14 protein-coding genes are annotated in these 14,456 nt (G+C 38.7%); all 14 read left to right on the top strand.

All coding sequences use genetic code 11. The annotated features are described in order from the left end of the window. The first annotated feature begins 43 nt into the window (after positions 1 to 43). The gene (gene yfmF, locus BN988_RS03030; protein WP_036572993.1) at positions 44 to 1,336 is read left to right on the top strand and encodes an EF-P 5-aminopentanol modification-associated protein YfmF; all 1,293 of its coding nucleotides are present in this window, start codon (positions 44 to 46) and stop codon (positions 1,334 to 1,336) included. Next, positions 1,329 to 2,612 (top strand): EF-P 5-aminopentanol modification-associated protein YfmH, encoded by a 1,284-nt coding sequence (yfmH, locus tag BN988_RS03025; protein ID WP_036572992.1) that lies wholly within the window; start codon positions 1,329 to 1,331, stop codon positions 2,610 to 2,612. Before yfmF ends, yfmH begins: the two co-directional genes overlap by 8 nt. A gap of 9 nt (positions 2,613 to 2,621) precedes the next feature. Further along, complete coding sequence (gene ymfI / locus BN988_RS03020; RefSeq protein ID WP_036572991.1) at positions 2,622 to 3,338, top strand: elongation factor P 5-aminopentanone reductase; 717 nt, start codon at positions 2,622 to 2,624, stop codon at positions 3,336 to 3,338. Positions 3,339 to 3,412: 74 nt separating this feature from the next. Continuing rightward, positions 3,413 to 3,658, top strand: coding sequence for a DUF3243 domain-containing protein (locus BN988_RS03015; RefSeq protein WP_036572990.1), 246 nt, complete (start codon positions 3,413 to 3,415; stop codon positions 3,656 to 3,658). Positions 3,659 to 3,915: 257 nt separating this feature from the next. Further along, positions 3,916 to 4,707, top strand: coding sequence for a DUF3388 domain-containing protein (locus BN988_RS03010; RefSeq protein ID WP_036572989.1), 792 nt, complete (start codon positions 3,916 to 3,918; stop codon positions 4,705 to 4,707). 18 nt (positions 4,708 to 4,725) lie between these two features. Beyond that, the gene (locus tag BN988_RS03005; RefSeq protein ID WP_036572988.1) at positions 4,726 to 5,646 is read left to right on the top strand and encodes a helix-turn-helix domain-containing protein; all 921 of its coding nucleotides are present in this window, start codon (positions 4,726 to 4,728) and stop codon (positions 5,644 to 5,646) included. Positions 5,647 to 5,735: 89 nt separating this feature from the next. Next, on the top strand, positions 5,736 to 6,314 hold the full coding sequence (pgsA, locus tag BN988_RS03000; protein ID WP_036572987.1) for a CDP-diacylglycerol--glycerol-3-phosphate 3-phosphatidyltransferase: 579 nt from the start codon (positions 5,736 to 5,738) through the stop codon (positions 6,312 to 6,314). Further along, on the top strand, positions 6,314 to 7,573 hold the full coding sequence (locus BN988_RS02995) for a competence/damage-inducible protein A (RefSeq protein WP_036572985.1): 1,260 nt from the start codon (positions 6,314 to 6,316) through the stop codon (positions 7,571 to 7,573). Before pgsA ends, BN988_RS02995 begins: the two co-directional genes overlap by 1 nt. Positions 7,574 to 7,739: 166 nt before the next feature. Then, the gene (gene recA, locus BN988_RS02990) at positions 7,740 to 8,777 is read left to right on the top strand and encodes a recombinase RecA (protein WP_036572983.1); all 1,038 of its coding nucleotides are present in this window, start codon (positions 7,740 to 7,742) and stop codon (positions 8,775 to 8,777) included. 402 nt (positions 8,778 to 9,179) lie between these two features. Then, entirely contained in the window at positions 9,180 to 10,742 is a 1,563-nt protein-coding gene (rny, locus tag BN988_RS02985) for a ribonuclease Y (RefSeq protein WP_036572982.1), read from the top strand. Between the two features lie 212 nt (positions 10,743 to 10,954). Continuing rightward, positions 10,955 to 11,752: a TIGR00282 family metallophosphoesterase gene (locus tag BN988_RS02980; protein ID WP_036572980.1), complete on the top strand. Its 798-nt coding sequence runs from the start codon at positions 10,955 to 10,957 to the stop codon at positions 11,750 to 11,752. A gap of 101 nt (positions 11,753 to 11,853) precedes the next feature. Then, complete coding sequence (locus BN988_RS02975; RefSeq protein WP_036572979.1) at positions 11,854 to 12,114, top strand: stage V sporulation protein S; 261 nt, start codon at positions 11,854 to 11,856, stop codon at positions 12,112 to 12,114. A 247-nt stretch (positions 12,115 to 12,361) separates the two neighbouring features. After that, positions 12,362 to 13,933: a tRNA (N6-isopentenyl adenosine(37)-C2)-methylthiotransferase MiaB gene (miaB, locus tag BN988_RS02970; RefSeq protein ID WP_036572977.1), complete on the top strand. Its 1,572-nt coding sequence runs from the start codon at positions 12,362 to 12,364 to the stop codon at positions 13,931 to 13,933. A 1-nt stretch (position 13,934) separates the two neighbouring features. Next, the gene (locus BN988_RS02965; RefSeq protein WP_036572976.1) at positions 13,935 to 14,363 is read left to right on the top strand and encodes a RicAFT regulatory complex protein RicA family protein; all 429 of its coding nucleotides are present in this window, start codon (positions 13,935 to 13,937) and stop codon (positions 14,361 to 14,363) included. Positions 14,364 to 14,456 lie beyond the last annotated feature (93 nt).

Here is a 14,456-nt window from a genome sequence, read left to right as displayed (position 1 = left end):
GTACTCTAGAATGCCACGTATAAAAAGAACGGGAGGAAACAGGATGGAAGCTGTTGAAGAAAACGTCGTCCATACAGATGGGTTAAACCTACATTTTATCCATAATAAGAAATACAAAACAATTAATATTGTTGTAAAGCTGAAAGCTTCACTAGAAAGAGACACGATCACGAAAAGAGCATTACTACCGTATATTTTGCAACAAGGAACGCTTAACTATCCAGGAAAAAAGGAACTACAAAGAAAATTGGATGACTTATATGGTGCCGTACTCTCGGTCGATGGTTCAAAAAAAGGCGAGCAACATATTATAAGCTTTCGTTTGGAAGTCCCAAATGAGAAGTTTATTCCGGATGAATCAAAGATTGTAGAGGAAAGCATATCCTTACTAAGTGAACTTCTTTTTAAACCAAATGCAGAGAATGATGCATTTAACCCAAAAGTAGTTAAACGTGAGAAGGATACACTAAAGCAGAAGATTCATGCCATTAAAGATGACAAAATGAGTTATGCAAATATGCGCTTAATAGATGAAATGTGTAAAGGAGAAGCCTATGCCCTCCATGTACATGGTTACCAAGAAGATCTAGAGGGAATAACACCTGAAAACTTATTCGCTTACTATAAGAAAGCCATTTCAGAAGACCAGTTGGATGTGTATGTACAGGGAGATTTTGATGAAAAAGCATTAAAGCAGCAACTTGTCGCAAGGCTAAAGCGTGAGCAAGTGAATACTCAGGCTACGGAAGTAAGCCCCCCTAATGAAAATAATTCTGGGGAATTAACGGAGGTAGTGGAAAAGGAAAATATCCAGCAGGCCAAGCTACACATTGGGTACCGTACAAATTGTACGTATCATGATGAGGCATATTTTGCCTTACAGGTGTTTAATGGGATGTTTGGAGGCTTTCCGAGCTCTAAATTATTTATTAACGTTAGAGAAAAAAATAGTTTGGCCTATTATGCTTCCTCGCGTCTGGAGAGTCAAAAAGGTCTCTTAATTGTATTTAGTGGCATTGCGCCAAAGGACTATGAACAGGCAAGGGACATCATGAATGAGCAGCTTGAAGCCATGAAAAAGGGCGATTTTACCGACGAGGAATTGGAAGAGACAAAAGATCTTATTGTTAATCAATTACGAGAAACAATGGACCATCCGCAAGGCTTAGTTGAATTGCTTTACCAGCAGGTTCTTGCTGGGAAGGAAAGAAATCCTGAGCAGTTAATCAAAGGAATAAAAGCAGTCAACCGTGAACAAGTCATCTCAGCAGCTGAGAAAGTGGAAGCTGACACCCTTTATCTGTTAACAAGCAAGGACGGTGAAGCAAATGAATAAGCAAGTTTATGAGGAGATATCCGAAACGCTATACACGAAAAAGATGGATAATGGTCTGACCGTTTTATTATTGCCAAGGCCAGAGATGGCAAAAACCTATGGTCTCTTTACCACGAATTATGGGTCCATTGACCAAACCTTTACTCCTATAGGTTCAGATGAGGCAGTGACCGTACCTGAAGGGGTTGCACACTTTTTAGAACACAAGCTTTTTGAAAAAAAAGATAGAGATGTTTTTGCAGACTTTGGTAAGCAGGGTGCTTCGCCAAATGCTTATACTTCTTTTACAAAAACCGCTTATTTGTTTTCGGCAACGAACCATATTGAAAAAAACGTGGAGACACTATTAGATTTTGTCCAGGATCCCTATTTTTCGGAGGAATCAGTCGAGAAGGAAAAGGGCATCATTGCACAGGAAATTAAGATGTATGATGACCAGCCTGATTGGCAATCTTTTATGGGCACGATTAAAAGCATGTTTAAGGAACACCCTGTAAATATTGACATAGCAGGGACAGTAGATTCGATTTATACCATCACCAAAGATGATTTATATACATGCTACAATACATTTTATCATCCGGAAAATATGATCTTCTTTTTAGCTGGTAATTTTGATCCTAGCTCCATGATGGAACTAATTGAAGCTAATCAGAACGCAAAAACATTTCAAAAAATGGATGAAATTAAACGACAATTTCCAGAAGAAAAGATGGAAGTGGCAAAGCGAGAAGCCAAGCAAACGATGTCCGTGTCCGTACCTAAATGTACGATCGGGATTAAAGACTCTGTTTCTACATTGATGAAGGAAGAATTTTTAAAGCGAGAACTTCTGCAGAGCATGGTTATGGATCATTATTTCTCTAAAGGTGGGGACTTTTATCAAGAGTTATATCAATCAGAGTTAATTGATGATAGTTTCTTTTATGAAACGAACCTTGAAAGGAATTTTGGTTATACCCTTATTGGGAGTAATGCACAAAAACCTGAAGTTTTTTCAAGTAAAGTGAAAGAAATGTTGCTTTCAACGAGAGATAACGGCCTGGCAGAAGAAGATTTTAGCCGAATGAAAAAGAAAAAGATTGGACAATTATTAAGGGCAATGAACTCTCTTGAGTTTATTGCAAGTAAATACACGCATTATCACATGCTGGGAATTGATTTCTTTAACCTCATCCCGGAAATACAGGCGCTTACTTTAGAAGATGCCAATGGATTTTTAAAAGAATGGGTTTCAGAAAAACAATTAGCTGTACATGTGATTACAGGAGACTAAGGAGATACAATGGGGAAGAATGTATTAATTATAGGTGCAAGTGGAGATATTGGAATGGCAATTGCTGAAAAACTTGTACTAAGCGGCTATACCCTTCTTTTGCATGGTTACCAAAATAAAGCAAGATTGCACGAGTTTAGAAGGCGGCATGATTCAGAAGCTGTTTTAGATATAATCGAGGCAAATTTGGCAAAACCAGAAGGTATACAGAATTTTATAAATCAACTCGCTTATTCGGTGGATAGTGTCATTTATGCTGGAGGCCATGCCTATTATGGGGTCTTCCAGCAAACGCCGGATAAGGTAATGGATGAGATGTTATCCATACACGTCAAAGCCCCTTGGTTGCTTACCAAGCATCTACTCCCCTATATGATTCAAAAAAGCGATGGTAATATCATTTTTATTACTTCTATTTGGGGTAGAGAAGGTGCTAGCAATGAAGTGGTTTACTCTTCCGTAAAAGGCGCACAAAACAGTTTTGTCAAGGCACTTGCAAAAGAGGTAGGACCAACAGGGATATCAGTTAATGGGATAAGTCCGGGTTTTATTGAAACAAAAATGAATGGGCAACTAGACGAAGACGAGAGAGAAGCCATTTTGGATGAGATCCCATTACGCCGAGCTGGCAAACCAGAAGAAATAGCAAATTTAGTCACGTTTTTACTTGATAAGCACTCTCCTTATATTCACGGTGAAATCATTAACATGACTGGTGGTTGGTGATCTAACAAATTCCATGTATAAAGCCTGCTTTTCATCAAATACTATAGGTGTATAACATGGAAGGAGGCATCTGTATGTCAGTATTGGATAATTTTGATTCCTGGAAGGGTTTCTTATCGGATAAATTACAGCAAGCCCAGCAACAGGGTATGAGTGAAAAGACAATTCAAAGTGTAGCACAAGAAGTAGGCGATTACCTTTCACAAAGTGTAGAAGCTAAGAATGAAGAAGAGGCTGTGTTGCGTGAACTATGGAACGCTGCTTCTGAAGAGGAACAACAAGCACTTGCAAACACAATGATTAAGCTTGTCCAAAAGTAACAAGCAAATAAAACGAATGAAGAAAAAGGGATTGTAGAGAAATAGTGCAATTCCTTTTTCCTTTTTTGCTATTGCGGGTATAATTTCTAGGCTTACAACACCCCAGTCGCTACTTTTCTAATCGGCGCTTTGCATTTTTCTAACTTTATTTACACATATGGATGATAATCTCTTTTCACTTTCGTAAAAATCCTTTATTATATAGAGAGGGATTGACATGATAGATTTTAGGAAGTTATTTACTAAGGAGTAATCTTATGGAGAGAACAGAATGGTATCTTGAATATGAAATCCAAATAAATCGACCTGGGTTACTTGGTGATATTTCCTCATTGCTAGGAATGTTGTCAATCAACATTATCACAATAAATGGAGTAGAGAATTCCAGGAGAGGAATGCTTCTGCTCTCTAAATATGATGAAAACATTACAAGACTAAAGACAATTTTGCAAACAATGGACACAATTAATGTGACAAAGATCAGGAAGCCAAAACTGCGGGATAAATTAGCTGTTCGACATGGGAAGTACATTCATAGAGATGTTGATGACCGTAAGACAATTCGGTTTGTGAGAGATGAACTTGGTTTATTAGTCGATTTTATGGCGGAATTATATAAACAAGAAGGCCATAAACTAATAGGTATTCGAGGGATGCCACGGGTTGGCAAAACAGAATCAGTGGTGGCAGCAAGTGTCTGTGCGAATAAGCGATGGTTGTTTGTGTCAAGTACATTACTAAAGCAGACGGTGCGCAGTAAACTGATTGAAGGTGAATATAACCCCGATAATATATATATTATTGATGGCGTGGTTTCAAAGAACAGAGCGAATGAGAAACATTGGCAATTAATACGAGAGGTGATGCAACTTCCATCTATAAAGGTGGTTGAGCATCCAGATATTTTTGTACAGGCGACGGAGTATAAAATAGATGATTTTGACTATATCATTGAACTTCGAAGCCATGAAGATGAAGTAATTACATATGAGCCTATCGAAAGGCAGGATTTTAGCCAGGACAATGGCTTTACAATGTTTGATTTTTAAAATGGATGGTGTTTATATATGGAAATTGGTGTACGGTTAAAGGAAGCGAGAGAAGCGAAGAATATCTCTTTAGAAAGTCTTCAAGAATCTACCAAAATACAGAAACGTTACCTCATGGCGATTGAAGAAGGGAATATGAAAATCCTTCCCGGTAAGTTTTATGCACGGGCATTTATTAAGGAATATGCCAATGCGGTAGGACTTGATCCAGATGAATTGTTAGAGGAGTACAAAGAAGAAGTACCAAAAACAGAAGAACAAGATGAAGCACAATATACTCGTATGCAACGGACAAGGAAATCTGGAAATGCTGAGAAAAGCAGTTCCCATTCTTCCATTTTGCCAACAATTATTACAGTTATACTCGTTATAGGTATCCTTTTTGCTGCATGGTATTTTATTAATCAATCCATGGGGAATGATGAAAGCAATGCGCCAAGTGAGGAAGAAGACATTATTATAACCAACCCAGAAAATTCACAAGAGAATGCATCTGGTAATGATGATAATGAAAGCAATGAAGATGAGTCTACTACTGACGATGGGGATCAGGAAGAAACAGATGAACAAGAACAGGAAGAAAATCAGCCAGAGCCTTCTTTTTCTGTAGTGGAAGAGGGGACGGGGTCTACACCTGTCTCAACTGTAGCATTAGATAACGCTGGGGATGAAATAACAGCAACATTGGAAGCAGAAAGCGATACTTGGCTTCTTGTAGAATCTGAAGATGGGGAGACATTTTTTGAAGAAGGAATGTTTACCAGTGACCAATCCCCACTAGAAATTGACTTAAGTGGAAAAGGACGCATATTCTTTAAGATCGGAAATGCCTCTAATTTAACCATTACGATAAATGGAATGGAGATGGAATATCCGGTTGACGCGAATGCAAAAGTGCGTCAGGATATTTGGCTGGAAATTAACCAGGAAACAGAATAATTGTAGAGAAGCCCTTCCCTTTTATACTTACGGAAGGGTTTTATCACTTATCTTACACATAATAGTAAACATAATAGGAGGATTTACGAATGAATGTACCTAATAAAATTACGCTATCTCGAATTTTTCTAATCCCTATCTTTATTCTATTGTTAAGTATCCCATTTAATTGGGGCACTTGGGATATTGGGGAAACATCTCTACCTGTATCAGATTTCATAGCGGCTTTGCTGTTCATATTAGCAGCTGCTACAGATTGGGTTGACGGTCATTATGCACGTAAACATAACCTCGTAACAAATCTAGGAAAGTTTTTAGACCCACTTGCTGATAAGCTTCTTGTCTCAGCAGCGTTAATACTGTTAGTGGAGATGGGAATGGCACCAGCTTGGCTTGTGATTGTCATTATAAGCAGAGAGTTTGCAGTTACAGGGTTACGACTTGTCGCGGCCGGGGAAGGTATAGTACTTGCTGCTGGTAGCATGGGGAAGCTTAAAACAGCAACACAAATGGTCGCAATTGCAATTTTACTTCTACATCAGTTCCCGTTTTCCTACATAGGCTTTCCGTTCGGTACGGTAATGCTTTATGCTGCACTATTCTTCACCATAGTTTCGGGTGTTGATTACTTCATGAAAAACTGGCATGTTATGAGGGATTCGAAGTGATGAAACAATTAAAAACAGAGATTGTTGCAGTAGGTACGGAATTATTGCTCGGACAAATTTCGAATACAAATGCACAGTGGTTATCTCAACAACTCGCTTTATTCGGGGTTAATGTGTACCATCATACTGTTGTAGGAGACAACTTGCAGCGTGTCAAAGCAATATTCAACCAAGCCCATGCTCGTTCAGATGTGATTATTGTGACAGGGGGGTTGGGCCCGACAGATGATGATTTAACAAGAGAGGCGTTCCAAGCAATGAGTGGTATGGACATTGTAGAACATGCGCCCTCCATGGATAAAATAACAGCTTTTTTCACTAAACGCGGAACCAATATGACACCGAATAATCGGAAGCAGGCGCGAGTTTTCTCAGGAGCTAGCGTATTGGAAAACCATGCTGGGATGGCCCCTGGTATGATTGTCACTCATGAAGAGAGAATATGGGTTTTTCTTCCTGGAGTCCCAAGAGAGATGAAGCATTTGGCCAGTACTTCTGTTTTTCCATATTTGCAGAATTTGACTGGTGAAAAGCAAGTTATCAAATCAATGATCTTAAAGTTTATCGGAATCGGAGAGTCCCAACTTGAGCATGAATTATATGATTTAATTCAAAATCAAAGCAACCCTACTCTCGCACCGCTAGCGCAAGAAAGTGGTGTTGTAATCAGGCTGACTGCCAGACATAACTCCGAAACAGAAGCCAATTCTTTGCTAGAACAAACAAAAGCACAAGTAGAGGATCGACTCGGGGAATATCTTTTTGGTGTCGATGAGCAAACGATCGAGCAACAAATAATAGATTTACTCAAATCTAGTGGTAAGACGATAGCTGCAGCGGAAAGCCTGACGGGCGGAATGTTTACTGATAAACTCGTCTCTGTTTCTGGTGCTTCAGCTGCCTGTAAAGGTTCAATTGTATGCTATGACACGGATGTAAAAAGGAATGTACTTGGAATATCAGAGGAAGTCCTCGTAGAAGACGGTACCGTTTCTGAAGTTTGTGCAGAACAGATGGCTGAGAAGGTAAGTGGTTTGCTGGGTAGTTCATATGGAATTTCATTTACTGGAGTTGCGGGACCTATGTCAATAGAGGACCAACAACCAGGTACTGTCTTTGTTTCCATATACGACCACATGAATAAACGTTCTGAAACGAAAGGTTATCATCTACATGGTGATCGCAATTCAGTAAGACATCGGGCGACAATAAAGGGATTAGAATTTCTTTTTAATTATTTAAAATCCACTCTTGAGTAGGTTGTATGAGGAGATAATTTAATTCTAGCTTGGCCTTCATACTGTAAAATGCTGTTTTTTCCAATAGAACCATATTAAAAAAGGGGAACATTTATTCGTTTTTTTCTTGGCAAAAGGCAAAAAACAATGTATGATGTAAATAGAAGAACTGAAGGAGGAGTACGTTGTGAGCGATAGAAAACAAGCGTTAGATATGGCGTTGAGACAAATAGAGAAGCAATTTGGTAAAGGATCAATAATGAAACTTGGGGAGCAGGAACAAAGGAAGATAGCAACCATTCCTAGTGGATCACTTGCTTTAGATGTTGCATTAGGAATAGGTGGATACCCGCGCGGACGTGTTATTGAAATATATGGCCCGGAGTCTTCAGGTAAAACGACTGTTGCTTTACATGCCATTGCAGAGGCTCAGCAAAAAGGTGGACAGGCTGCTTTTATTGATGCAGAGCATGCACTTGATCCAATCTATGCAAGAGCACTGGGTGTTAACATTGATGAATTGTTGTTATCCCAACCAGATACGGGGGAGCAAGCACTGGAAATAGCTGAGGCGCTTGTGCGAAGTGGTGCAGTAGATATCGTTGTAGTAGACTCCGTCGCTGCCCTTGTACCGAAAGCTGAAATAGAAGGTGAAATGGGTGACGCCCATGTTGGGCTTCAAGCTCGTCTTATGTCACAGGCACTTAGAAAGCTATCTGGAGCAATTAACAAGTCAAAAACCACTGCTATCTTTATTAACCAGATCCGTGAAAAAGTAGGTGTCATGTTCGGTAACCCTGAAACTACACCAGGTGGTCGTGCACTAAAATTCTATTCATCTGTAAGACTAGAAGTTCGTCGTGCAGAGACTTTGAAGCAGGGTAACGACATCATGGGAAATAAAGCTAGAATTAAAGTAGTAAAAAATAAAGTAGCTCCACCTTTCAAGCAGGCGGAAGTAGATATTATGTATGGTGAAGGTATATCTAGAGAAGGTGAGATTCTTGATATTGGATCAGATCTGGACATTGTACTGAAAAGCGGTGCTTGGTATTCCTATAATGAAGAAAGGTTAGGCCAAGGTCGCGAAAATGCGAAGCAATTCCTGAAGGAAAACACAGACATAACGGCTGAAATCCATGAAGCAATTCGTCAACATTATAAGTTGGATGAAGAGCCAGAAGAGGAAGCAGAAGAGGTTAGCCAGGAAAGTTTTGATGTGTAAGCAGGAATTGAAAACTTTAGTAGTATTCTATTAAAAATGCCGGACAATATTTCGAAGCAAATTCGAATATGTCCGGTTTTCTTTATAAGGTTTTAAGTTTGATTGTTACAGTTTAGTATTTTCCCTATATGCCTATATTCTTGTCATTGTGGGTGAATAGAGGTCTATATCGAGCTAATTACTTCCTATTAAATATGAGAAATAAAAGCGTTTCTTCTATTTCCTATTAGGGTAACGAAATAGTTTGTGACGTTTCCTTGACATTCCTTATATAGACAATTAAAATTAAATATGTATAAATTTATAATTTATATTATATGAATTATTGTTCTTTTGCATTTGAAAACGGTACATGCCGACAATAATGATTTGTAAAATTTAATAGCAATAGGAGGTGAAATTATGGACAATCCTATCTTTATAATCATCTCCATTTTGCTCCTAATCGTCGGTATTGTTGTTGGTTATCTGATTCGTAAATCTATTGCTGAAGCTAAGATCTCCAGTGCAGAAACCTTAGCTAAACAAATAGTGGATGAGGCACATCGAAATGCAGATGCCGCTAAAAAAGAGGCACTTCTTGAAGCGAAGGATGAAAATCACAAGCTTCGTCAGCAGACAGAAGACGAGTTACGAGAACGTCGTTTAGATGTACAAAAGCAAGAAAATCGTCTGATGCAAAAAGAAGAAAATCTGGACAGAAAAAGTGATACAGTAGACAAGCGTGAGCTCATGTTAGAGAAGAGAGAACAGTCACTAACAGAAAAACAACAACAAATTGAAGAAATGGAAAGCAAAGTGGAGGCTATGAAGCAGGAGCAGCAAACAGAGCTTGAGCGCATTTCAGGATACACGACCGACCAGGCAAGACAGGTTATCTTAGAGCGTATTGAAAAAGATGTTGCGCATGAATCCGCACTAATGATCAAGGAAGCTGAGAATCGTGCGAAGGAAGAAGCAGACAAAAAGGCGAAGAACATTCTTTCCCTTGCCCTGCAGCGCTGTGCAGCAGACCACGTTGCGGAAACAACCGTTTCTGTAGTGAATCTTCCAAACGATGAAATGAAGGGACGTATAATTGGTAGAGAAGGACGCAATATACGTACACTGGAAACATTAACTGGAATAGATCTTATTATAGATGACACCCCAGAGGCGGTAATTCTATCTGGATTTGATCCAATTCGTCGAGAGACTGCCCGTTTGGCACTTGAAAAACTTGTACAGGACGGTAGAATTCACCCTGCGAGAATTGAGGAAATGGTTGATAAATCCAGACGTGAAGTGGACGAATATATAAGAGAGATCGGTGAGGAAACCACATTTGAAGTTGGTGTACATGGTCTCCACCCGGATCTGGTTAAAATACTTGGTCGACTGAAATACCGGACAAGTTATGGACAAAATGTCCTTAAGCACTCAACAGAAGTTGCTTACTTATCTGGATTGCTTGCAGCTGAATTAGGTGAAGATGAGACATTGGCTAGAAGAGCGGGATTACTTCATGATATCGGAAAGGCAATTGACCATGAAGTAGAAGGTAGCCATGTTGAGATTGGTAAAGAACTAGCAATGAAGTACAAAGAGCACGAAGTTGTCATTAACTCGATTGCCTCCCACCATGGTGATGAGGAACCTACCTCCATCATTTCTGTCCTGGTTGCTGCTGCGGATGCACTATCTGCTGCTAGACCTGGCGCAAGAAGTGAAACACTTGAGAATTACATTAAGAGGTTGGAGAAACTGGAAGAGATATCTGAATCCTTTACGGGAGTAGAAAAATCTTTTGCTATCCAGGCAGGAAGAGAAATAAGAATCATGGTTAAACCTGACGAAATTGATGACATCGAATCTGTTCGTATTGCTAGAGATATACGAAAACGAATTGAAGGTGAACTTGATTATCCTGGACACATAAAAGTTACGGTAATCAGAGAAACCAGGGCAGTTGAATATGCAAAATAATGCATAGCCTATCAAAAAAAGCGGTCAATGACCGCTTTTTTTGTTTGGTAAAAAGTTATTCTGGTTTCATAACACTCTATGAAAAATTGTTGGATTTTGGCCGATTTGAGTTGTCTTATATACCTTAGGGATTAGAAAAAAGGCTACGTTTTGACAATAGAAAGTTTATATGAAAAACTAAATATAATTAATATAGATGGGATGAACTAATTATGAAGATATTATTTATTGGTGATGTAGTAGGTTCACCGGGAAGAGACATGGTACAGGATTATTTACCGAAATTAAAAGAGAAATATCGCCCGACCGTGACAATTATCAATGGTGAAAATGCTGCGTCTGGAAAGGGCATTACAGAAAAAATTTACAAGCAGTTTTTAGAATGGGGCGCACAAGTCGTTACCATGGGTAACCACACATGGGATAAGAAAGAAATCTTTGAGTTTATTGATGATGCAAAATATATGATACGTCCAGCGAATTTTCCTGAAAATAACCCAGGGAAGGGTATTGTTTATTTGAATGTAAATGGTACGGAAATAGCGGTTATAAATATGCAGGGCCGCACTTTTCTACCTGTTATAGATGATCCATTTCAAAAGATGGACCTTTTAATTGAAGAGGCAAAGCAACGTACGAATATTATTTTTGTTGATTTTCACGGTGAAGCTACAAGTGAAAAGCAAGCGATGGGATGGTATGTGGATGGAAGGGTAAGTGCTATAGTTGGTACGCATACACATACACAAACAGCAGATGAACGCATTTTGCCTGGGGGTACAGCATATATTTCAGATGTTGGGATGACAGGGCCATATGATGGAATCCTTGGAGTAAATAGAGAAGCTGTAATGAAAAGATTTCTTACATCTATGCCGGTACGTTTTGAAATCACGAAAGAGGGAAGAACACAATTAAATGGATTCGTTGTTTCAATTGATAAGAATAGTGGGAAAGCAACTAAAGTAGAGCGGATTATGATTAATGAGGATCACCCATTTTTTGGCTAGTCTTTGAATCTGTGAATTATTTGTCCATACTGTAATAAGCTAACATCTCCAAGAATATAGTAGCAATAGAACTACAATAGCAAATAAAGGAGGTACTAGTAATGGAAGTATTAAAAGTTTCAGCTAAATCAAGTCCAAATTCAGTAGCGGGCGCACTCGCGAATGTCCTAAGAGAACGTGGCACAGCGGAAATCCAGGCAATTGGTGCTGGTGCACTAAACCAATCGGTAAAAGCTGTAGCTATTGCAAGAGGTTTCGTAGCTCCAAGTGGAGTGGATTTAATCTGTATACCGGCATTTACGGATATTATGATTGATAATGAAGAAAGAACAGCCATTAAACTTATTGTAGAACCGAGATAAATAGAATAAACGATATTACCTCCCGCAATTTAGGGAGGTTTTTATTATGGTAGAAATAAGCTTAAAAGAGATAGTTTAAGGGAGAAAGTATGGCGTGGGACAATTTTAATACAAACACTTTGCCAAAAAGATGAAAAGGTGCTCCATGCTTTTGAGTTATAATATTGTGTATTTTGCTTGTAGCATTTATACTGTAATATTGTATAGGTATAGTTTGGTGTGGGAACACATGAAAGGGGTCTTTTAAATGAACGAACAGCAACGAAAAGAACAGTCGCAAATAGTCAATCAGGCAGATGCCGCGGACAGAAAATCCGGACTGGAAAAACCTTTACATGAAAAAACAAGCGCTGATTTTGCGAAATACTTCGAAACTACTTATGAACCACCTAATTTAAATAAAGCTCGAAAGCGTGGTCGGGATAAAGTAAACGTTCACTATGATTTTGCTATTCCGGAAGACATGGAGCGAATTGGTGAGGGAAAAAAGTTTTTAATACGTACATATGGATGTCAGATGAATGAACACGATACAGAAGTGATGGCGGGTATCTTAACCGAAATGGGATATGAGTCAACTTCTGATACAAATGAAGCAGACATTATTCTACTAAACACTTGTGCCATCAGAGAAAATGCTGAAAACAAAGTGTTCGGTGAGATTGGCCATTTAAAACCTTTAAAATTAGAAAAGCCTGATCTTATTCTAGGTGTTTGCGGTTGCATGTCACAGGAAGAATCTGTTGTAAACCGTATACTGAAAAAGCATCAGCATGTGGACCTCATCTTTGGAACACACAACATTCATCGCTTGCCACATTTAGTGAAAGAAGCAATGTTTGGCAAAGAAAAGATTGTAGAAGTGTGGTCAAAAGAAGGAGATGTTATAGAGAATCTCCCTAAAGCAAGGAAAGGAAAAATCAAAGCATGGGTAAATATCATGTATGGTTGCGATAAATTCTGTACCTACTGTATCGTTCCCATGACCCGAGGAAAAGAAAGAAGTCGACGACCTGAGGACATTATACAAGAGGTACGTCACCTTGCTGCCCAAGGCTATCAGGAGGTAACATTGCTGGGGCAAAATGTTAACGCCTACGGTAAAGATTTTGAAGATTTAACCTATGGTCTTGGTGACTTAATGGATGACATGCACAAAATAAATATTCCGCGGGTGCGCTTTACAACTTCCCATCCACGCGATTTTGACGACCGTCTAATTGAAGTATTGGCCAAAGGCGGTAATTTACTAGATCATATTCACTTGCCAGTACAATCAGGAAGCAGTGAGATCTTAAAGAAAATGAACCGCAAGTATACGAGAGAGGAATACCTTGAACTTGTAAGGAAAATTCGTGAAGCAATGCCAAATGCGACATTAACAACTGACATAATTGTTGGGTTCCCAAATGAAACAGATGAACAATTTGAGGAAACGATGACGTTAGTTGAAGAGGTTGGATTTGAGGCAGCTTATACGTTTATCTACTCACCTCGTGAAGGGACACCTGCTGCACGAAAAAAAGACGATGTACCAGAAGAAGTGAAAAAACAGCGCCTATATCGTTTAAACGATCTTGTTAATAAGCAGTCGGCAGAGTCAATGAAAACCTATACAAATAATAAAGTTAAAGTGCTTGTAGAAGGGGAGAGTAAGAAAGACCCTGACGTATTAGCAGGATATACAGAAAAAAATAAATTAGTCAATTTTAAAGGGCCGAAGTCTGCTATTGGCAGTATTGTAGAAGTTGAAATTACAGAAGCAAAAACATGGTCTTTAAACGGTGTGATGGTAGAAAATACAGTTGAGGTGAACTAATATGGCAGAATATACACGTACACAAGTATTAGAAGAAGCAAAAAGACTTGCATCAATGCTTGCAAATACAGAAGAAATTGATCGCTTTAAGCAAGTAGAAGCAAAAATAAATGAAAATCAAAAAGTACAAAAATTAATTACAAAGATTAAAGCATTGCAGAAACAAGCAGTAAACTTTCAGGCTTATGAGAAAAGAGAAGCGTTAAAACGTATTGAGGAAGAAATTGATCGTCTGCAAAATGAAATTGACGAAATCCCAGTAGTTCAGGAATTTAAAGAAACACAAATTGTTGTAAATGATGTATTACAGCTCGTTTCAGGAACGATAGCCAGAGAAGTTACCAATAATGTCATTGAATCAACAGGCGGTGACCTTTTAGCAGGAGAAACTGGCTCAAAAGCAAAAAAGAATCATGGTTGCAGTAACTAATTATGATGAAAGAGACGAAGCAGTCTCTTTCTTTTTTTATTTCCAAACCGCATCCTGACACTTCTCACCCACCTTAAAATTGGTTTCTTTTCT

The sequence above is a fragment of the Oceanobacillus picturae genome (assembly GCF_000612865.1).
GTDB classification, from domain to species: domain Bacteria; phylum Bacillota; class Bacilli; order Bacillales; family Amphibacillaceae; genus Oceanobacillus_B; species Oceanobacillus_B jordanicus.
This window is presented reverse-complemented; position numbering and strand designations above follow the sequence as displayed.

Excerpts from the sequence above, each read along its gene's own strand:
- BN988_RS02975 (WP_036572979.1), top strand. The coding sequence starts at position 11,854 with ATGGAAGTATTAAAAGTTTCAGCTAAATCAAGTCCAAATTCAGTAGCG.
- yfmF (WP_036572993.1), top strand. The coding sequence starts at position 44 with ATGGAAGCTGTTGAAGAAAACGTCGTCCATACAGATGGGTTAAACCTA.
- rny (WP_036572982.1), top strand. The coding sequence starts at position 9,180 with ATGGACAATCCTATCTTTATAATCATCTCCATTTTGCTCCTAATCGTC.
- BN988_RS02980 (WP_036572980.1), top strand. The coding sequence starts at position 10,955 with ATGAAGATATTATTTATTGGTGATGTAGTAGGTTCACCGGGAAGAGAC.
- ymfI (WP_036572991.1), top strand. The coding sequence starts at position 2,622 with ATGGGGAAGAATGTATTAATTATAGGTGCAAGTGGAGATATTGGAATG.
- BN988_RS02995 (WP_036572985.1), top strand. The coding sequence starts at position 6,314 with ATGAAACAATTAAAAACAGAGATTGTTGCAGTAGGTACGGAATTATTG.
- yfmH (WP_036572992.1), top strand. The coding sequence starts at position 1,329 with ATGAATAAGCAAGTTTATGAGGAGATATCCGAAACGCTATACACGAAA.
- BN988_RS03005 (WP_036572988.1), top strand. The coding sequence starts at position 4,726 with ATGGAAATTGGTGTACGGTTAAAGGAAGCGAGAGAAGCGAAGAATATC.
- BN988_RS03015 (WP_036572990.1), top strand. The coding sequence starts at position 3,413 with ATGTCAGTATTGGATAATTTTGATTCCTGGAAGGGTTTCTTATCGGAT.
- pgsA (WP_036572987.1), top strand. The coding sequence starts at position 5,736 with ATGAATGTACCTAATAAAATTACGCTATCTCGAATTTTTCTAATCCCT.
- BN988_RS03010 (WP_036572989.1), top strand. The coding sequence starts at position 3,916 with ATGGAGAGAACAGAATGGTATCTTGAATATGAAATCCAAATAAATCGA.
- BN988_RS02965 (WP_036572976.1), top strand. The coding sequence starts at position 13,935 with ATGGCAGAATATACACGTACACAAGTATTAGAAGAAGCAAAAAGACTT.
- miaB (WP_036572977.1), top strand. The coding sequence starts at position 12,362 with ATGAACGAACAGCAACGAAAAGAACAGTCGCAAATAGTCAATCAGGCA.